Annotated in this window: 21 protein-coding genes; 6 read left to right on the top strand and 15 right to left on the bottom strand. The window is 36.7% G+C overall.

Annotation, left to right across the window (positions count from 1 at the left end; genetic code table 11):
• The first annotated feature begins 537 nt into the window (after positions 1-537).
• Positions 538-966 (top strand): MarR family winged helix-turn-helix transcriptional regulator, encoded by a 429-nt coding sequence (locus tag D1B32_RS07235; RefSeq protein WP_095308387.1) that lies wholly within the window; start codon positions 538-540, stop codon positions 964-966.
• Positions 967-1,069: 103 nt separating this feature from the next.
• Positions 1,070-2,047, top strand: a complete 978-nt coding sequence (locus D1B32_RS07230) for a zinc-binding dehydrogenase (protein ID WP_095308388.1) — start codon at positions 1,070-1,072, stop codon at positions 2,045-2,047.
• Positions 2,048-2,149: 102 nt separating this feature from the next.
• Here D1B32_RS07230 and D1B32_RS07225 read toward each other — a convergent pair whose 3' ends face one another.
• The 8 genes from D1B32_RS07225 to D1B32_RS07190 form a co-directional block, all read right to left on the bottom strand.
• Positions 2,150-3,376, bottom strand: coding sequence for a dicarboxylate/amino acid:cation symporter (locus D1B32_RS07225; RefSeq protein WP_095308390.1), 1,227 nt, complete (start codon positions 3,374-3,376; stop codon positions 2,150-2,152).
• Positions 3,377-3,454: 78 nt separating this feature from the next.
• On the bottom strand, positions 3,455-4,312 hold the full coding sequence (locus tag D1B32_RS07220; RefSeq protein WP_095308391.1) for a DUF421 domain-containing protein: 858 nt from the start codon (positions 4,310-4,312) through the stop codon (positions 3,455-3,457).
• A 145-nt stretch (positions 4,313-4,457) separates the two neighbouring features.
• Positions 4,458-4,655, bottom strand: a complete 198-nt coding sequence (locus D1B32_RS07215) for a DUF1657 domain-containing protein (protein WP_095308392.1) — start codon at positions 4,653-4,655, stop codon at positions 4,458-4,460.
• Positions 4,656-4,669: 14 nt separating this feature from the next.
• On the bottom strand, positions 4,670-5,020 hold the full coding sequence (gene spoVAE, locus D1B32_RS07210) for a stage V sporulation protein AE (protein ID WP_095308393.1): 351 nt from the start codon (positions 5,018-5,020) through the stop codon (positions 4,670-4,672).
• Positions 5,017-6,030: a stage V sporulation protein AD gene (gene spoVAD / locus D1B32_RS07205; protein WP_095308395.1), complete on the bottom strand. Its 1,014-nt coding sequence runs from the start codon at positions 6,028-6,030 to the stop codon at positions 5,017-5,019. Before spoVAD ends, spoVAE begins: the two co-directional genes overlap by 4 nt.
• Positions 6,030-6,509, bottom strand: a complete 480-nt coding sequence (gene spoVAC, locus D1B32_RS07200; RefSeq protein ID WP_095308396.1) for a stage V sporulation protein AC — start codon at positions 6,507-6,509, stop codon at positions 6,030-6,032. The genes spoVAD and spoVAC overlap by 1 nt, the downstream gene beginning before the upstream one ends.
• Before the next feature lie 18 nt (positions 6,510-6,527).
• Positions 6,528-6,989, bottom strand: coding sequence for a hypothetical protein (locus tag D1B32_RS07195; protein ID WP_095308397.1), 462 nt, complete (start codon positions 6,987-6,989; stop codon positions 6,528-6,530).
• 100 nt (positions 6,990-7,089) lie between these two features.
• On the bottom strand, positions 7,090-7,293 hold the full coding sequence (locus tag D1B32_RS07190) for a DUF1657 domain-containing protein (protein ID WP_095308398.1): 204 nt from the start codon (positions 7,291-7,293) through the stop codon (positions 7,090-7,092).
• Between the two features lie 233 nt (positions 7,294-7,526).
• Between D1B32_RS07190 and D1B32_RS07185 the strand changes: the two genes are divergently transcribed.
• Positions 7,527-7,910 (top strand): hypothetical protein, encoded by a 384-nt coding sequence (locus tag D1B32_RS07185; protein WP_187393134.1) that lies wholly within the window; start codon positions 7,527-7,529, stop codon positions 7,908-7,910.
• 45 nt (positions 7,911-7,955) lie between these two features.
• On the opposite strand, the gene nfsA is transcribed toward D1B32_RS07185, so the two are convergent.
• Both nfsA and D1B32_RS07175 read right to left on the bottom strand, forming a co-directional pair.
• A complete protein-coding gene (nfsA, locus tag D1B32_RS07180; RefSeq protein ID WP_095308401.1) occupies positions 7,956-8,702 on the bottom strand; it encodes an oxygen-insensitive NADPH nitroreductase in 747 nt (248 codons plus the stop codon).
• A gap of 22 nt (positions 8,703-8,724) precedes the next feature.
• Positions 8,725-9,447, bottom strand: a complete 723-nt coding sequence (locus D1B32_RS07175; RefSeq protein ID WP_095308402.1) for a hypothetical protein — start codon at positions 9,445-9,447, stop codon at positions 8,725-8,727.
• A gap of 770 nt (positions 9,448-10,217) precedes the next feature.
• On the opposite strand from D1B32_RS07175, the gene D1B32_RS07170 reads away from it, so the two are divergent.
• Both D1B32_RS07170 and D1B32_RS07165 read left to right on the top strand, forming a co-directional pair.
• Positions 10,218-10,628: a YwpF-like family protein gene (locus tag D1B32_RS07170; protein ID WP_095308407.1), complete on the top strand. Its 411-nt coding sequence runs from the start codon at positions 10,218-10,220 to the stop codon at positions 10,626-10,628.
• A gap of 40 nt (positions 10,629-10,668) precedes the next feature.
• Entirely contained in the window at positions 10,669-12,033 is a 1,365-nt protein-coding gene (locus tag D1B32_RS07165) for a TrkH family potassium uptake protein (protein WP_158586217.1), read from the top strand.
• Between the two features lie 121 nt (positions 12,034-12,154).
• Here D1B32_RS07165 and D1B32_RS07160 read toward each other — a convergent pair whose 3' ends face one another.
• The 4 genes from D1B32_RS07160 to lepB form a co-directional block, all read right to left on the bottom strand.
• Complete coding sequence (locus D1B32_RS07160; RefSeq protein WP_095308408.1) at positions 12,155-12,292, bottom strand: YjcZ family sporulation protein; 138 nt, start codon at positions 12,290-12,292, stop codon at positions 12,155-12,157.
• A 137-nt stretch (positions 12,293-12,429) separates the two neighbouring features.
• Positions 12,430-13,569: a S1C family serine protease gene (locus tag D1B32_RS07155; protein ID WP_095308409.1), complete on the bottom strand. Its 1,140-nt coding sequence runs from the start codon at positions 13,567-13,569 to the stop codon at positions 12,430-12,432.
• A gap of 77 nt (positions 13,570-13,646) precedes the next feature.
• A complete protein-coding gene (locus D1B32_RS07150; protein ID WP_118888992.1) occupies positions 13,647-14,807 on the bottom strand; it encodes a zinc-ribbon domain-containing protein in 1,161 nt (386 codons plus the stop codon).
• Between the two features lie 424 nt (positions 14,808-15,231).
• The gene (lepB, locus tag D1B32_RS07145; protein WP_095308412.1) at positions 15,232-15,756 is read right to left on the bottom strand and encodes a signal peptidase I; all 525 of its coding nucleotides are present in this window, start codon (positions 15,754-15,756) and stop codon (positions 15,232-15,234) included.
• Positions 15,757-16,027: 271 nt separating this feature from the next.
• On the opposite strand from lepB, the gene D1B32_RS07140 reads away from it, so the two are divergent.
• The gene (locus D1B32_RS07140) at positions 16,028-16,204 is read left to right on the top strand and encodes an aspartyl-phosphate phosphatase Spo0E family protein (protein ID WP_095308413.1); all 177 of its coding nucleotides are present in this window, start codon (positions 16,028-16,030) and stop codon (positions 16,202-16,204) included.
• A gap of 38 nt (positions 16,205-16,242) precedes the next feature.
• Here D1B32_RS07140 and D1B32_RS07135 read toward each other — a convergent pair whose 3' ends face one another.
• Positions 16,243-17,406 carry an aminotransferase A gene (locus D1B32_RS07135; protein ID WP_118888991.1) on the bottom strand — a complete coding sequence of 388 codons (1,164 nt, stop codon included), beginning with the start codon at positions 17,404-17,406 and terminating at the stop codon, positions 16,243-16,245.
• Positions 17,407-17,431 lie beyond the last annotated feature (25 nt).

Raw genomic sequence — 17,431 nt, 5'->3', positions numbered from 1 at the left:
GAAAGCGTTCGTCCCATCTTCTTGTCTATCTAGCCCAAAAAATAGCGTTTAGCCTACTGGTTTAACGCTTAGAAAGATTTCTACTACTGTCTTTAGCAGTTGTTCCTTCTATGAGTTTTCTTACAAATTACTTGATTTTGACCGATCATTTGTTGAGCCTTTTTCATAATAGCTTCAAAAGAAGTATGCGATGCTACTGCCAATTCCTTAAATAAAATGTTCTGGATTGTAGATAGGAGTTTTTGATCTTGATCAGATAGTCCCCTGTTGCAACGCATTGCTTCATATTTTTTCGCATTAATGTAATGACGATGCTAGAGATATGTGTATGTCATCGATTTCACATAATCCATGTACAGAATAAACGAAACGATTGAATCTCCAATTCTAAAGATAATGTAAACTCCTAACACTTATTATTGTCAACTAAGTTTACGATAATAAGTTTAATGTCAGTGGATTAATTTGTCAACTTTGTTGACAAATTACGATGGTTTTTGTATAGTTAGGTCGATGATAAGGACAGGGGTGAAATTTATGGATAGGAAATTGCAAGGCTTGGACTTCATCGACAGTGTCAGTGAACGACATCAACAACTGCGAAAATTAACCGAGCAACTATGGAATGACAGCAGTAAGATTTATTTATCAAATTCAGAATGGTTTATTATGGCAAGAATTTATAAACGTAACCCTACTATCGCTTACGTTTCTAAGAACGTGGATATTTCAAGACAAGCAACCCATAAGTTTATTAAACAACTAGAGAATAAAGGACTATTGGAAATTAGCGATGCGGAGCATAACAAGAAGGATAAATGTCTACAGTTAACATCGTTAGGTGAAGCATGCTATGAAAAGAATGAAGCATTAAAGGCTGGCTTAGAGGAGCATATAGCTCACAAAATAGGCTCGGAAAATTTAATAGTATTAAAAGATATTTTAAAAATGGACTGGGGATTGTAGTCCGGAAATAAAACTCTTTATGCTATTTCATTGTTTTCAAGGAATATAACTAGTAAACTACAATTAGAGAAAATAAGATTTATATCTGGAGGGGATGAATAGAATGAAAGCGTTTGTTCTGGAACATGGAGAACTGAAGGTTAAAGAAATGAAAGAGCCTACTGCAGGTCCACATGAGGTTGTTGTTTCATTGCGTACGGCTGGATTGAATCGTCGAGATTTATATCTCCCAAATCGAATTGGAGCCGACAAAGATGCTTTAATTCTTGGCTCGGATGGAGCTGGGATTGTTGAATCTGTGGGTGAAGCAGTAACTCGGATTCGTGTCGGTGATGAAGTAATTATAAATCCATCCCTTCGTTGGTATGAGAATAGTGATGCGCCACCAACAGAATTTGATATCTTAGGGATGCCTGACCATGGTACGTTTGCTGAAAAAATAGCCTTGTCCGAGGAACAAGTTGAGAAGAAGCCGAGTCATCTATCATGGGAAGAAGCTGGTGTATTTGCACTTGCAGCATTGACTGGTTACAGGGCATTATTCACGCAAGGAAAAGTAAAAGAAGGGGAAACCGTATTTATTCCAGGGGCAGGAAGTGGTGTTGCAACCTATTTAATTGCGTTTGCTAAAAATGTTGGTGCAAGAGTAATTGTCACTTCTCGTAGTGAAGAAAAGCGAAACAAGGCGAAAGAGCTTGGAGCAGATATTGCACTTGATACAAATAGTGATTGGAAAAAGGAATTAGAAAACGAAACGATTGACTTGGTGATTGATAGTGTAGGCGCAGCAACGTTTAATCGCTCAATAGAAGTATTGAAAAAAGGCGGTCGAATAGTAATTTTTGGTGCCACCACAGATGATCATATTGATTTTAATTTACGTTCGTTTTTCTATGGTCAATATAAATTACTAGGATCAACAATGGGGAGCAGGCAGGAGTTACAAGCTGCATTAAAGCATATGGAAAACTTTCAAATGCACCCGGTTGTGGATCAGACATTTTTACTTGATAACGCTCAAACTGCTTTCGATACGCTAGAAAAGAGCAAGCAATTTGGCAAGATTGCCTTACAGATATAGCATTTTTATTATTTAGCGAGAAAACATTTTTGCAAGAAAACTTAATAGGTAATTAAAACAAGAGCGTTTAGAAGAATCCCAAACGCTCTTGTTTTAACTAATCTAATCTACTGCAGCTTCCATCCAATGCGGTCCTTCAACCTGTCTCGTAACAAGCATACTGGATACAGCGTCACCTGTGGAATTGACCATTGTTGCAGGTGGATCCACAACTACACCAATTGCCGATATAATTGGTAAAGCTTCGATCGGTAAACCGTATAATGTTACAATCATTAATTCTCCAATAAAGCCGCCGCCAGGTATACCACTCATGACGATTCCGGAAAGCAGGGAGACACCAATTGCAGTTAAGAATGTATCGAATCCTGTGAAATCCATATTAAATACACCGAAAACAAAAGCAATCTTTAACATAGCGGAAAGGCAGGAACCATCCATATGTATGGTAGCTCCGAGCGGTATTATAGTTTCTCGAATATCCTTTGGAACTCCCATCTGCTTGGTTGCTTGAAGATTTGCTGGTATAGCTGCAACACTACTCCCAGTTCCTAGTGCGGTTGCTGCTGGAGCAAGTATATTTTTCCAGAAACGCGTAATTCCTTTTTTTCCACCAGCAATAAATGCATAACATGTAAAACCGACAGCAAAATAGATAATCGAAACAGGATAATAAATAATAATTGCTTTTGCATAATCACCAATTAATGCTGTTCCAAATTCACCGATTAATGCAGCAAAGTAAGCACCTAAACCGATTGGTGCATAGTACATGACAAGCTGAATAATTTTCATAAATACTTCTGATCCACTTGTAAGAAACTTCGCGAACGGCCTTCCTTTTTCACCGGTTAAACCAGTAGCTATTCCAATTAAAACGGAGAAAATAATAAGTGCAAGCATATTCGACCTCGAGAATAAATCAACAAAGTCAGGGACAGTGAATGTTTCAACAAGTTGATCAGCTAGACTAATTTCTTCAACTTCTTCAGGTTCTATTAATGGTATATCCACACCAGAACCGGGCTGAAAAATAACTGTAGCTGCAAGCATGAAAAAAGAAGCAATAATCCCTGTAAGGATAAATACAGTCATCATGGAGCCCATAATTTTTCCGAGTCGTTTCATACTATCCATGCTTGCGATTGCAGATGAGATTGTAAAGAAGACAAGTGGAACAACAACCATAAACAAAAGGTTTATAAAGATATCCCCTAGCGGTTTGATCAATGTAGCTTGTTCTCCAAAAATAAGACCGATAATTGATCCGGTGACTATGGAGGACAACAAAATAATAGGGAAACGATATGCTTTGATTTTCTCTTTCACAGTATTCAATCCTTTTCGTGTATATTTTGGAAGATTTCTTCTTCCATCGTACACGAAAATGACTAAAGAAAATAGAGACTATTTTAAATAGGGGGAAATTAAATCAATTGCTTGTTGTATTTTTTTACTATTTCGATCATAAAGCGATTTTGATTCAGGATTTTCAGTTGCTAGTTTAAAGAGCTCTAAATCTGCTTGGCATTTCTTCATGGTTGCAAGTAATAGCGGCTTTTCAGTGGGTGCAGGAACAGCGATTTGGTCATCGAATAAGTCAATGAAAAGCTGCCCATCGTTATCTGCTTGAGCTAAAAATACATTTTCAATAGCAATATTACGTTTATCTAGCTCGGTTTCTAGCCAATTCGGATTTAGAGATAAATTTGCTAATGATTCAAGCAGAACCTTTCCATCCATAACTACGGTTTGTGGTTCTTTTGTGGGAGATAGTGTGATACCAAGATCTTTTGCTGTAAGTGGTAAATTTTCTCTTTTTGGTAATACATTTAACGATCCAGTAGGCTCCAAAACGGCGAATTCAACATCTGAGGCAAGGAATATATTTTTGTCTCGAAGCTTTTCCAATAAATCATCTGTAGAATAACCTTCTTTTTTAAGGTTGTCCTCCATGATTTTTCCGTCTTGAATGAATACAGTGCTTTTACCTTGTGTGAAATTTCTGAAAGATTTGCTTTTTAGCGCGATTTTTTCAACACCATAAGGAACGATAAACCAGATAATCATTGCGATGGCAGCGTGTGCGAAATTCGTATTTGGATCGATTGTATGAATAGCGGCAATCCCGCCAAGTACAATGCCCGAAATGGTTTCAAATATATTTAGCTGTGATAACTGCTTTGTCCCTAACCATTTCACCATGAAAAATAACAAAGCAATTAATGTTAGAGATCTCAAAATAATAATAATCCATTCTGGCATTTGCTTTCAATCCTTTCTGCTTGACAGATATTAAGGTATAGAACATTCTTTTCTGTATCAGTTTAACTAAGGCTTTCGTCCATAAGCTTTTACTCTCTAGGAAAGCAAGGATGCTTTTTATGAGAACCCCTTTAATGAACCTTCTCTAATATTGCGGTTCCTGCTTCGAAATTTCAATAACTTGATAATGCAAATCCTGTTTTACATCTGAAATGATGTGTTCGACCTGGTTAAAAGCTTGCTTTGCTTTTTCGTCTTGAACCTTGTTAGCAAGTATTTCAAGACTCGCTTCAATACTTTTAATGGATGAATAACAGCCTTTAACCTGTGAACCAACAGTCATATGATCACCTCCGACTATCCTTTTGGTTTAAAGATGAGAGCACCAATTACTCCGAAAATAATTGCTGCTGAAATACCAGCACTTGTTACTTCAAACATTCCGGTGACAACCCCAATAATTCCATGTTGTTCAGCTTCTTGCATAGCACCATGGACGAGTGAATTACCAAAACTGGTAATCGGAACAGTTACACCGGCTCCAGCAAAGTCGATTAAGGGTTCATACCATCCGAACCCGTCCAGGATTGCTCCACTAACAACGAGAATGGTTAATGTATGGGCTGGTGATAGCTTAAAAACATCAAACATAATTTGTCCGATAACACATATTAATCCACCTATAAGAAATGCCCAGAAAAAAATCATAAAATTTCACTTCTTTCAATTGATACTGCATGTGCGATACAAGGGATTGGGTCACTTTGCTGGACACTTAAAGGAGAGTGCAAGGAGCCAGTAGCAACAACTAAAATCCGGTTTAAATCCCCTTGGATCACTTGCTTTAAAAAATGCCCATAGGTTACAACTGCAGAACAGGCAGACCCACTACCGCCAGCAAGTACTGGTTGCCCCTCTCGATAAATTGTTAATCCACAATCAACATATTTCTCATCTTCAATTGGGATATTTCGCCCGTGCATATAATCAAGTGACACTTCTCTTCCGACATGACCAAGATCACCTGTAATGATTAAATCATAGAAAGATGGATCTACATTTCGTTCTTTTAAATGAACTTCGATTGTATCGGCAGCAGCTGCAGCCATTGCACCACCCATGTTGAATGGGTCTGTCATTCCCATATCAACTACCTTTCCAATTGTGGCTGAAGTGACAATGGGTCCGACACCTTCTTTAGCAATTAAGGCACACCCTGCACCTGTAACAGTCCATTGTGCTGTTGGTGGCTTTTGTCCCCCATATTCTGTTGGGTAACGAAATTGCTTTTCGGCCGCAGCATTATGACTAGATGAGCCACTTAGTATATAATTTGCACCATTCCCGTTGATAATTGCAGCAGATAATGCCAAGCTTTCCATGGAAGTCGCACAGGCACTAAATAATCCAAAATAAGGGAGTCCCATCGTGCTTGCGGCAAAGCTTGTTGGCGTAATCTGATTGATTAAATCACCACTAATAAAGAATTCTACCTGCTCCTTATCAATTGGGCTTTTTTTAATGGCGGTCTGACAAGCTTCCTCCATCATTGTTTGTTGTGCTTTTTCAAAGGAGTCTTGCTGTAACCATATATCGTCATGCAAAATATCAAATGCCTCGGGAATGTTGCCATTTGCTTCAAAAGGCCCGCCGATCGTTCCGGTTGTAAGAATAACTGGCTTGTTTTGGAATATCCATGTTCGATGTCCCGTAAGCATTATAAACCACCCCATTGTATGAGTATCGTCTTAATTAAAGCAATGACAAATGCGGCGAATACACCGTAAACAATGACTGGCCCAGCTAATTTCAGCATATTACCACCAACACCCAAAATAAAACCTTCCGTTCGATATTCGATGGCGGCTGAGATAACCGCATTACCAAACCCTGTAACAGGTACTGCCGATCCAGCACCAGAGAATTGACCAATCCGGTCATAAAAACCGAATCCGGTCAGTAACATGGTGATGAAAATTAATGTTGCAGTTGTAGGGTTTCCAGCGGTTTTTTCTGTAAAATGGAAAAAATAGATGTAAAAGGTAGTTATAATTTGCCCAATAAAACAAATGAAACCGCCGACGAGAAAGGCTTTAATGCAATTTTTTAGAATAGGCCTTTTTACTTCTCTTTTTGATTGGAAATCCTGATACTGCTGTGATTCAGGAGGGAGATTTTTCTTTTTCTCATCTGACATTGGTTATCACTCTTTCTGCTAGGTCTGTTCTTTCGATAATTTAACAATCTGTTTCAATTTCTTTTTTAATTCTTTATTTTGAATTTCAGCATTAATTATCTGCTTTTCGAGTTTATTCAGTTCGATAATTATTTTTTTGTCTGTAGATAATTCAACATCTAAATCCTTAAACTGTTTTTTCATTTCTTTCTGATATTGCTTTTGTATTTTTGCTAACTCCAAGCGTTTCATGTGTTCAATTTCAATGGCTATCAACATTGTCTCATCTGTATTGACTGCTTTCACCGTTATAATCTCATCATGCTTACGGAGAAGATCTTTGGCTTTATTGGATGGCTGTTGACTTATTAATGTCTCATTCGATATTTTAGTTAAATCAATTTTTTCATTGTTATCAGCGGGTTCCATGGATAGGTCATTCCCACATGCTGTAAGTAAAATTACGAAACCAACGTATAGAACAAAGCTTTTTTTATACATATTCACACTCAACTTTCATTAAAGATATGTAAGAGGCTGCCAGAAGACAACCTCTTTTATATCGGGAAATACACATCATACGAGCGTTGACGACTTTATATTACTGTTTATATTGTGGTTCTTCTTGCTCGATTTGAGCCATTCTTGGTTCAACGGTTTGCAGTATGTTCATTGTTTGTTGTGCAGCATTTTGATAGACCTGTTTTGCTTGTTTATTTTCTGTTTGAAGCGCAAATTGTTCAAAACTCGCTTGAGCACTTCGTAAGCCAGCTATTGTTTGTTTTACTTGGCTTGCTACTGTCACCTGGATCCCTCCTCGAGTATACTTACACTATTTATAGTGAATTAAAATGGAGTTAATATACTTTGTATTTATTTCCATTTACAGTTAAAATAAGTAAATAATACTATTTTTGAAACATTTTAGTAGGTTGATTCGTCATATATAGTGGGAGATATTTTGGTGGAGGAGGGGAAGTCATAAAAAGGGGTATTGCTTTTTTTACTATCTTGTTAATAAGCTTTGTTGCGATGGTTATGTTGATTGATGGAGAAGGGAAAGGGTCGGTTGTAACATCAACCTCCACGATTAAAGTTGAAGATAACCTGCTTATTCATATGAGGGTGGAAGACGTAGACGATGGAATTCAGATACAATGCTCCCTTCAATATGTTGGAAAAGAGGATATTTTACTCGAACATCAAACGCCATTAGTATCCGCTCGTTTTGATGAAACGATACATAATTTTACTGGAGATAAGTTAGCGAAGACACTTCGGCGGGGGAGTATTTATCACCAGCCAACAATTTTGCTTGATTATCCAGAAATTTCAGATTTAAATCTGGAAATTAGTGCTAAGTTTTGGGTGGATGGAGAACCAATAAATTTTCAACATATCGAAAAATTGGAGTTCGATTAAAAAACGATGCATTCTACTTGAATACATCGTTTTTATATTTAGCTTTTATTTTAAATTCAATCCTTTTTGTTTTACAAAAGGGGATACATCCATTCTTGTTGGCTGACTAAATTTGCGTACCATTTGATCAGACCACGTATCTATTTTTGTATTTGAGGAACGTGTTTGATAATACTGCTTCATCTCGTGATCATATGCTTCAATATGCTTTTGCTGCTCATAAAATGGCAAGTATTTATTTTGATGATAAACAGCTTCTAAAGGTAATCTTGGTTTAATATCTGGTTGATGGTCCGGGTAGCCGACGACAAGCCCAAATAGTGGGATAACATGATTCGGCAATTCTAGAAGTTCATTTACACGATTAATATCATTTCGAAGACTGCCGATATAGCAGATACCTAGTCCCATCGATTCAGCAGCTATTGTTGCATTTTGTGCTGCAAGTGAAGCATCAATCGTTGCTACAATGAATTGTTCTGTACTCTCTAAATTATCTTCAATGGAAACCGATTCATCTGCATTCGCAAGTTGGTTGATACGGTGCAGATCCCCACAAAATATCAATAGATGAGCATTGTTTTTTACATGTGAATGACCGGAAACCTTATATAGCTCTTCTTTTAATGCGTTATCGGAAATACCAATAATGGTATATGCCATTACATTACTGGACGTCGAAGCTTGCTGTGCAGCTTTGATAATTGTGTTGACTTGTTCGTCCGTTATAGCTTCAGCTTTGAACTTTCGAATGGAACGATGGTTCAGTATTGTTTCGATTGTTTGATTCATATGTAAAAGCCTCCTTATTTAGTTAATCTGAAGTGAAACTAAAAATTGTATGAATTGTAGGGCCATCCTCGATTTCATGCCACTCTGTGAGGAGTTCGGGAGTTGGTTCAATGATATCTGGAGTAGCTATTGTAATGCTATCATTATCTAACCAATCAATAGAAAGAAATGGCCACCTATAATTTAAAATAGTATCATTACTTTTTTCATTATTCAAAGAAAGCAGCTTCCAGTTATCTAGATCAACAACTACTATCGTATCTAAGTTGCTAATACTTGCATGGAATCGACTGAAATGGAGAACAACTTTTGATTCATTTGGTGAGAGAATGGAACCACTGAATTTTGCAATATCTGCAACAAGATAAGCTAATTTTTCATTCGTTGGATGAAAGAGTAGATAAGAGCATAAATCATGAACACAGGAAAACTCAAGTAAATAAATGTCATGGGATTCAGCAGATATTCTTTCTAAATGCATTTTGTTAATGACTTGTTTCCTGTTACTTACTCCTTTTAGGTATTCGTTTAAGATAGGCACCATCTTTAGGCTGATTAGAATTTGTTCATCCTCCAGAGAAAACTCAATAAATTCCTCGCTTTCTTCCTCTTCTTGCTGTTCAATAAGAACAGGTTCTTTTTCTGTTTCGTCCGGTACGGTATCTATCTTTTCGATAATAGCTGGAGCAGAACCGGAACAACCTGTTAACAGTAATAATATGACCAAAGGAATCCATTTCATCATACAAATCGCTCCATTTGTTTATTATATTCATCAAAGTGGTGATGGAGTCTTCGGTCGGGGAGATTAGAATATTCCACTAGATGAATATATTTAATTATACAATAATCACAACGATTTTATTAGCCTGAATAATTAAAAAGACACACGAACCAATCACACTCCTTAATAATTTATATAAACTGCGAACTAACTTACTGGCTGTTTTCTTCAAGTTCGTGCAATAATCGCCATCCGGGATCGCTTCGGGCGGATGCTTTCCGTGGGCACGGCTTCAGCCTCTTCGGAAGAAAATCGCTTCCGATGAGTCTTCAGACACGTGCTGTTCCCACTGGAGTCACCGCCCTACGCTCACCCGACTGGTTAGAGCAACGTTTCTGTTTCGATATACTATACTAGTAGTCAGCGAGCCGGTACTAGCGGAGGAAACACACGTAGACTTCTGCGGGATACGTGACCAGAGTGAGACTTCGTAGAACGATAGTTCAAGAATGCTCACGGGTCACCCGCGAAAAGCGGAGTGTGTTTCCGGAGCGGGTATACGCACAACCCATAATTGCACATTACTCCGCAGTTTCTTTCAAATATAAACTTACAATCCATATACTGTTCTATTCGTAATCCATTCGTTAAGTCAAGGTTTAATGGTTAGCTATGTTGTTTGTAGTAAGGTTTGACTATACTTTAGAAAAATTTCATGGATACATACTAATTTTTGTTTTTTTTTGATACACTCTATTTAATGAATTAGAAGCAGGAAGAAGGGGAGTAAGGTGAAGACATTTAAGTTGAAGCGTTTAGAAGTTGTTGACCATGATGATGAAGAGATCGAACAAACGAATATTAAGCTGCTTGATGGTCTTATTATCAACAGAGAAGATGATAAAGGACAGTGGTTGATTGAAGCTTACACGGATACATCATATCTTAATTACTTCAATAAGCTTCATGGGGAGCAGGGGGAAATAATGGTTCAAGCAACGATTACAAAAGAAAGCAATGAACCTGCTACGTTTATCACGACTATTCTTGGAATAAATGAGATTGGAGACAAGATCAATGTGTTGTTTATCGGTACCATTATCGACCGAAGAAAACACATAATTGAAGACTTGCTAACAGACCTTATTGAGCAAGGTTATCAGGGAAGGGAATTACTTGTAAAATTTAAAGAACTGGCTTAGTGTTCTTTGATTCTATTTTTTAGCAGCTAGGAGAAAAATTATGAAAATGCATCATTCGAAGTATCGGATATTAAATCGCTTATCACCGGTACAAATGTTATTATTGTTCTACTTTATTGCCGTATTGCTATCCACATTTACACTGGCATTACCGTTTACACATCAAGATGGAGTAGAAATAGCCTTTGTTGATTTGTTATTTACATCGGTAAGTGCAATTAGTGTTACTGGATTAAGTACAATATCGATTGTCGATTCGTTAAGTACACTCGGAGTTATTGTGCTTGCAATGATTATGCAATTAGGTGCAGTCGGTATTATGTCTATCGGCACATTGATTTGGCTCGTTCTAGGAAAACGAATCGGCCTTAAAGAGAGAAGTTTAATTATGACGGATCAGAACCAGTCAAGTTTTCAGGGTATGGTACGTTTAATCAAACAAATAATTTATGTATTACTTGTCATTGAATTTATTGGTTTTCTTATTTTGGGGACGTATTTTCTACGATATTTTCCAACAGCAAGTGAAGCATATTTGCATGGCTTTTTCGGCACAATTAGTGCTATTTCCAATGCGGGTTTTGATATTACTGGTCAATCATTGATTCCGTACGACCATGACTATTTCGTGCAATTTATTTATATGTTGTTAATTATCCTTGGAGCGATTGGTTTCCCGGTCTGGATAGAAGTAAAGGAATACGTATTTTTTAAAAAGGGCAGGCGAAATTTCTTTCGGTTCAGTTTGTTTACAAAGCTAACAACGTTCACATTTTTCACCTTAATTGGAGTAGGGGCATTAGGTATTTTTTTACTGGATATAAATCATTTCTTTGTGGGGAAATCATGGCATGAATCGTTATTCTACGCTTTATTCCAATCAGTAACAACTAGGAGTGGCGGTCTATCAACTATGGATGTAAGCTTACTTTCAGAATCAAACCATTTATTTCTTTCGTTCTTGATGTTTATCGGGGCCTCACCGAGCAGTGCGGGTGGAGGAATTCGAACAACAACATTTGCTTTAGCGTTAATTTTCATCATTACTTATATTCGTGGTGGAAGGAGTGTACGAATATTCAATCGGGAAATTTATGAGGGAGATATGTCTAAAGCCGTAACAGTTACATTAGTTGCATTTATTTTTGTGTTTAGCTCGATTTTACTCATGTCAATTGTTGAACCATTTTCATTAGATCAAATTCTTTTTGAGGTAACATCTGCCTTTGGAACAGTTGGATTGTCACTAGGAATTACAGGAGAATTGAGTACGTTTAGTAAAATAATTCTTATGTTGCTTATGTTTATTGGGAGAGTTGGAATTATAACCTTTCTACTCATGTTTACAAAAAAGAAAAAGAAAGAGAAATACAGTTATCCGAAAGAAAGAGTTATTATTGGATAAATAATGACAAAAAAATGTTGTCAATGAGGTTAAGGTATTCAGCATTCAACTTCTTCCATTTAAATAAAAATAAAAGTGGCTTGTGCTATATGTTGGTTAGCACAAGCCATTTTTTTAATGATTAGCAGTAAAACGCAGCTCCTACAATAATCAATAGTATAAAAAGCACAACGATTAGTGCGAAGTTGCTTCCGTAGCCACCACCGCAGCCGTAGTTGTAGCCTCCTCCACAGTCGTATCCGCCATATCCAAAGCCCATGCTTTTTCACCTCCCGATTGTACAGTATTACTTTATGCAATTAGGGAAATTGTGTATAGACGTTTGCACTAATTTTTAGAATTATAGTTCGCCATGTTTAAGGCCAAAATCTACAAAGTCCTTTACATATAACTATTCTATTCAGCTTGTTCCTTGTAACTGAGAATTTTTAATTGATCATTTTCATATCCTATAATAAACTCATATGGTTTCGTTTCTTTTTTGGTTTTCTGCTTATTCGGCACATTCCGTTCTATAGTTATATCGACCACTGTCTTGATTCGATTGTTCTCAATAATGGTGCTATCCACTTCAGAAAAATCAAGTGATACGATGTTAATATACCTGTTTCTGAATTCCTGATAGGAGGAATCCAATTGGAGTGAACTTCCAAGCAGAGTATATGCTCCAACATAGTCGCGGATAGATATATTCTCTAAAAAGTATTCGGTTAAGTACACTGCTCCATCAAGTACTTGCTCGGAATCAGAAGAACGAATAAGGTCTGTAATACTTGAGAATTCAAGCTGTTCGTTCTGTGCTTCATTTGACCATTGTGTGATCTGGTCCAGCACCTCGACAATTGGAATGCTAAAACCAATTGTACCGTCTTGTGTTCCTACAGAATTAATACCAATAATTTCACCAGTTTCTCGTTTGATTAATGGACCACCGCTATTCCCCTGAGAAATTTGTGCTGAAATTTGGTAAACATTTGAGTAATTATATCCGTCCACATTAAAATGACGATCACTACCAGAAATAATACCAAGTGTTACTGTATTTTGAAAGCCATGCGGGCTCCCAAGCGCAATTACTTCATCGCCAATTTCAGCTATGTGTTCTGTTGCAATAGAAAGGGGAGTCCGACTGGCTAACTGTGGTACTCGAATAACAGCAACATCAATATCTTCACCGATTCCTACGACAGCAGCAGGATATATTTGGGCGTTGGCGGTACGAACGTAAATTGCATCCGCATCTTTAATAACATGTGCATTGGTAATAATGTCACCTTTTTCATTATATAGAAAACCGGAACCAGTAAAGGTACTTTGCTCATTCTGACCTTCAATTTGTATGACCGTTTTTTCGGCTTCATGAATAATCGATTTTAAATCGATTGCCGCCAGATCCTGTGTAATTTTGGTTACCATTGGATTATTTATTGGAATTTCTTGTGCTTTCCAGTTACTATGAAAATTAAAGATTACAATCGTGCCGATGATTAATATGATGACCGATGTAATAATAGGCAGGTGTCGCCTGCTTCGCATAGATGTTCACCTCGTTGATGGTACTATTATAGAGCTTGTATTTAATCCTTTTTTTTGAACTCGTTTTTTGCTTCGAATTATTCTGTATACCATGTAATTTTACTTATCTTTATTTCAAGATTGCTCGGTTTTTTATCTAAATCATAATGTGTGAATTCAAATTTACCAGTTTCATCGGGATAGAGGACATCTGGAAATGTAACAACCTCGTTCGTCAGAATTTCCGAGCCATCTTTTTCTTTGATTGTGTATTCAATAACCACCGAGTGTACCGGCACAGTGGCAACGCTCTTTACCTTGCCTTGAACAAAGATGTTGTCTTGCTTATCCTTTTTTATACTTGCAGAAACGAGCTCAATCGCATCATTTTCATTTAACTCATTTTCCTGTGCAGCACTATTCATTGCTTGCTCAATACGTTGCTGAACAGCTGTTTCAAATGCAGTTTTCTCTTTTCCAATCGTTATTTGAAGACTATCAAGCTTTTCTGATTCTGGTGCATATTTTAATCCGTCTTCTACTAACAATAGTGCATCATTAAACTGTTTTTGGTTCAGTTGTTCACTTGCTTTTGTGAAGGAATAATCAATGATCTGGTTACGTATTGTCTGTGTAAGCTCGTCCGCCCCCTCGTGATTAATAGCTTCTGTATCCCAAAGCATAATCTTTAAGTCATCGATAGTAGGATCTTGCTCTAAGTAATGTGTGAGCTCTGCGATTTTTAAATGGCTGCGGACAGTTTCTATTTGGTTAATCATTTGGTCAACTGCTAAGCCATTATAATTATTTAAAAGCGCAGATGCATCATGTATGATGGTGTTGGCTTCTTGGAAACGTTTTTCCTCTTGTAAGTGTTTTGCATCATTTAACGATTCCTCAATCTGTATGGCAATATCAGAGAACTTAAGTGATGTTTCTGCTTGTTCAAAATTATGGTGAACATCGATCGATTTTGAGAAAAGCTTTTGTGCTTCTTCATAGTTCCCTTCTGTGAATTGCTGTTCCCCTTGTGCATATAGCTCTTTAGCATCAGCAGTTTGATTTTTTAAAATTAAGTGATATACCCCTGAAAAGGAGGTAATAAGAAAAGCAACGATTATTGGAACAAGCCAGAATTTATTGAATTTCTTTTTATTAAAAATTCGGCTTTCTATATCATTTGGTAACGGTCTACCACATTTAATACAATATTGTTCCTTTTCCTTTACGTTGGTGCCGCAATAAGGGCAGTGGAACATGATAAGCCACCTCCAGCTTTAACTGCACATATACCGTGCTTCGTGTTGTCTAAGAAATGACAAGCTTGGTAACCGTTAAAAACATTGCCTGACAAGGTTTTTGTTTTATAAAATAGTACCATTGAATGTTTTGTTTTAATATAAAGCTAATTAAATTGCTTGAGATTTCCTTATATGATTTTATCATATTTTGCTTTATTTAGGGTGAGGATATTGGTATGATAGAGGAAGTTTAAGATATATTATTGTAAAGTTAGCAGTTAGGTAAAATGAAAGGGGTGCCACATCGATGGAAATTTTATTTGGTGTAGTTTGTTTTGGAATTCTCGCGCTTAACATAGGATACTGTTTGCTGGATAATGAAAAGTAATAGGAAAAGGGGCAGCGAAGAGCCGCCCCTTTAAAAAAGGATACGTATGATTTTTTATTTCGTTAATGCCCATTCACTGAATGGATATATAATTAATTCGGATCTCCCAATTATTTCCTCAGCTTGAATAAATCCGAGCCCATTTCGACTATCCTTACTAATTGCCCGATTATCACCCATAACAAAATAGCTGTTCTGTGGGATGGTAAGTGGTCCGATATTTCCGGTTTTATAAAGTGCATCATCCGTTAAAAAGGTTTGGACATATTTCTTACCGTCGATAATAAGATCGCTTCCGTTTATTTCAATGGTCTCACCAGGCAACCCAATAATTCTTTTTACATAATTTTTAGTCGGCCTTTGAATGATGACAACATCTCCGCGGTCTGGTTCACCTAAAATATAAATTATCTTATTAAAAATTACTCTTTCTCCATCTTCTAAGGTTGGATCCATACTTTCCCCCTCTACAATAGAGGTCGCAAAGATAAAGGTTCTAAGGAAAAGAGCGATTAAAATGGCTATAATGATAGCTTTCGTCCATTCGAGCCATTCGTTTTTCTTTTTGACTTCCGACATAGAAGTCACCCCTCCTGTACAAGTTTCAATATTAATAGTACCACAGACATAGGAAGTAATCGAACTTTAACTTATGTAAGGGTTTTACTGTACAAAGAAATAATCGGAGTTTTGTTCTAATTATTTGGTAATTTTGATTATAAATAGTATACTAAATTATAATAAGAACGTTTGTTTTGTTTTCGGGAGAGGAAAATTTTTTGGGTTGTTATCTTATTGCTGAAAATGATTGAAAATTAGATTTAGTTAAGAATGGAGAATGTTATTTTAAATGGAATCTACTGAAAATATTCTTAGTCGTATTGAATTTTTGCGTAAAAAAATGACTGATGTAGCTTTAAAAAAGGGATTTACGGATAATGAATCTGTCTACATCAGTCAAGAACTTGATCGGTTATTAAACCTTTATGAAAAAGTAAAACAAGAAACAACATCAACGAAAAGCTAATATCTATGTGGGTGGATATTTTATATAGCTTTTGCTATTTACAGTAACTGCTCGTGTTGTAAAAAGGATTCAATTCGGTTCAGTCCTTCTGTTAAGGTATCCAGATTATAAGCATATGATAATCGCATGTATCCTTCTCCCAATGAAGAGAAACTATCGCCGGGAACTAAAGCCACTTTCCCTTTTTGGACGAGAGCGATTCCGAGTTCAAACGAACTCATTTCTTTAATTGGGAATTTAGGGAAAAAGTAAAAGGCTCCATCGGGATTGCCTACGGTTAAACCCATTCGATTTAAACGTTCATATACATAGTCTCTTCTTTTTTTATATGCTTCCCGCATGAACTGAACACTGTTGGAATTACGTGTTAGAGCTTCTAATGCTGCGTACTGACTAATAGATGAGGCACATGAAACATTATATTGATGAACTTTTAAGATATGTTCACTTATCCAGGCAGGAGCTAAAACGTAGCCGATACGAAAACCTGTCATGGAATGTGATTTGGATAAACCATTAATAACGATTGTTTTATTTTTTACTGATGGAAAACTTGCAATCGAAATATGCTCTCTATCAAAAAGTAATTCACTGTATATCTCATCTGCAAGAATAAAGATGTCTTTATCCTTTAATGCATCGGTTAAGTCTCGTAATTCTGCTTTTGTAAAAGATGCCCCTGTAGGGTTTGAGGGATATGGCAGGACAACGCATTTAGTTTTTGGTGTAATCTTTTCGGCTAATGCTTGTTTGGTTAGTTTAAAATTAGAACCAGTTGTATCGACAAATACAGCTTTGGCTCCTGCCAGTGTAATTAATGGTTCGTAACCGGGATAGATTGGTCCAGGTAAAATGACTTCATCTCCCGGAGAAAGAATCGTGCGAAATGTAATATCAATTGCTTGTGAAGCACCGGTAGTTACAATAATCTCTGAAGCTGGATTATAACTGATTCCATAATTTGTTTCATTGAATGAAGCGATAGCCTTTCTTAATTCGATAATACCAGCATTATGTGTATACGTCGTTTTATTTTGGAATATTGCATCTGATGCTGCTGTTTTTACATAATCTGGTGTGTGGAAGTCGGGTTGACCAATTGTGAGTTGGACTACATCCTTTTCGTCGGCAACCATTTGAAAAAATCGTCGGATACCTGATATTTGGATATTTTTAACATTACTATTGATTAAAGATTGCATGGAAATTACCGCCTTTTCTTGTAAA

Origin of the sequence: Oceanobacillus profundus, assembly GCF_003515705.1 — a bacterium.
In the GTDB taxonomy this organism is placed as follows: Bacteria; Bacillota; Bacilli; order Bacillales; family Amphibacillaceae; genus Oceanobacillus; species Oceanobacillus profundus.
This window is presented reverse-complemented; position numbering and strand designations above follow the sequence as displayed.

Excerpts from the sequence above, each read along its gene's own strand:
- D1B32_RS07235 (WP_095308387.1), top strand. The coding sequence starts at position 538 with ATGGATAGGAAATTGCAAGGCTTGGACTTCATCGACAGTGTCAGTGAA.
- D1B32_RS07230 (WP_095308388.1), top strand. The coding sequence starts at position 1,070 with ATGAAAGCGTTTGTTCTGGAACATGGAGAACTGAAGGTTAAAGAAATG.
- D1B32_RS07220 (WP_095308391.1), bottom strand. The coding sequence starts at position 4,312 with ATGCCAGAATGGATTATTATTATTTTGAGATCTCTAACATTAATTGCT.
- D1B32_RS07215 (WP_095308392.1), bottom strand. The coding sequence starts at position 4,655 with ATGACTGTTGGTTCACAGGTTAAAGGCTGTTATTCATCCATTAAAAGT.
- spoVAE (WP_095308393.1), bottom strand. The coding sequence starts at position 5,020 with ATGATTTTTTTCTGGGCATTTCTTATAGGTGGATTAATATGTGTTATC.
- spoVAD (WP_095308395.1), bottom strand. The coding sequence starts at position 6,030 with ATGCTTACGGGACATCGAACATGGATATTCCAAAACAAGCCAGTTATT.
- spoVAC (WP_095308396.1), bottom strand. The coding sequence starts at position 6,509 with ATGTCAGATGAGAAAAAGAAAAATCTCCCTCCTGAATCACAGCAGTAT.
- D1B32_RS07195 (WP_095308397.1), bottom strand. The coding sequence starts at position 6,989 with ATGTATAAAAAAAGCTTTGTTCTATACGTTGGTTTCGTAATTTTACTT.
- D1B32_RS07185 (WP_187393134.1), top strand. The coding sequence starts at position 7,527 with ATGTTGATTGATGGAGAAGGGAAAGGGTCGGTTGTAACATCAACCTCC.
- nfsA (WP_095308401.1), bottom strand. The coding sequence starts at position 8,702 with ATGAATCAAACAATCGAAACAATACTGAACCATCGTTCCATTCGAAAG.
- D1B32_RS07175 (WP_095308402.1), bottom strand. The coding sequence starts at position 9,447 with ATGATGAAATGGATTCCTTTGGTCATATTATTACTGTTAACAGGTTGT.
- D1B32_RS07165 (WP_158586217.1), top strand. The coding sequence starts at position 10,669 with ATGAAAATGCATCATTCGAAGTATCGGATATTAAATCGCTTATCACCG.
- D1B32_RS07160 (WP_095308408.1), bottom strand. The coding sequence starts at position 12,292 with ATGGGCTTTGGATATGGCGGATACGACTGTGGAGGAGGCTACAACTAC.
- D1B32_RS07155 (WP_095308409.1), bottom strand. The coding sequence starts at position 13,569 with ATGCGAAGCAGGCGACACCTGCCTATTATTACATCGGTCATCATATTA.
- D1B32_RS07150 (WP_118888992.1), bottom strand. The coding sequence starts at position 14,807 with ATGTTCCACTGCCCTTATTGCGGCACCAACGTAAAGGAAAAGGAACAA.
- lepB (WP_095308412.1), bottom strand. The coding sequence starts at position 15,756 with ATGTCGGAAGTCAAAAAGAAAAACGAATGGCTCGAATGGACGAAAGCT.
- D1B32_RS07140 (WP_095308413.1), top strand. The coding sequence starts at position 16,028 with ATGGAATCTACTGAAAATATTCTTAGTCGTATTGAATTTTTGCGTAAA.
- D1B32_RS07135 (WP_118888991.1), bottom strand. The coding sequence starts at position 17,406 with ATGCAATCTTTAATCAATAGTAATGTTAAAAATATCCAAATATCAGGT.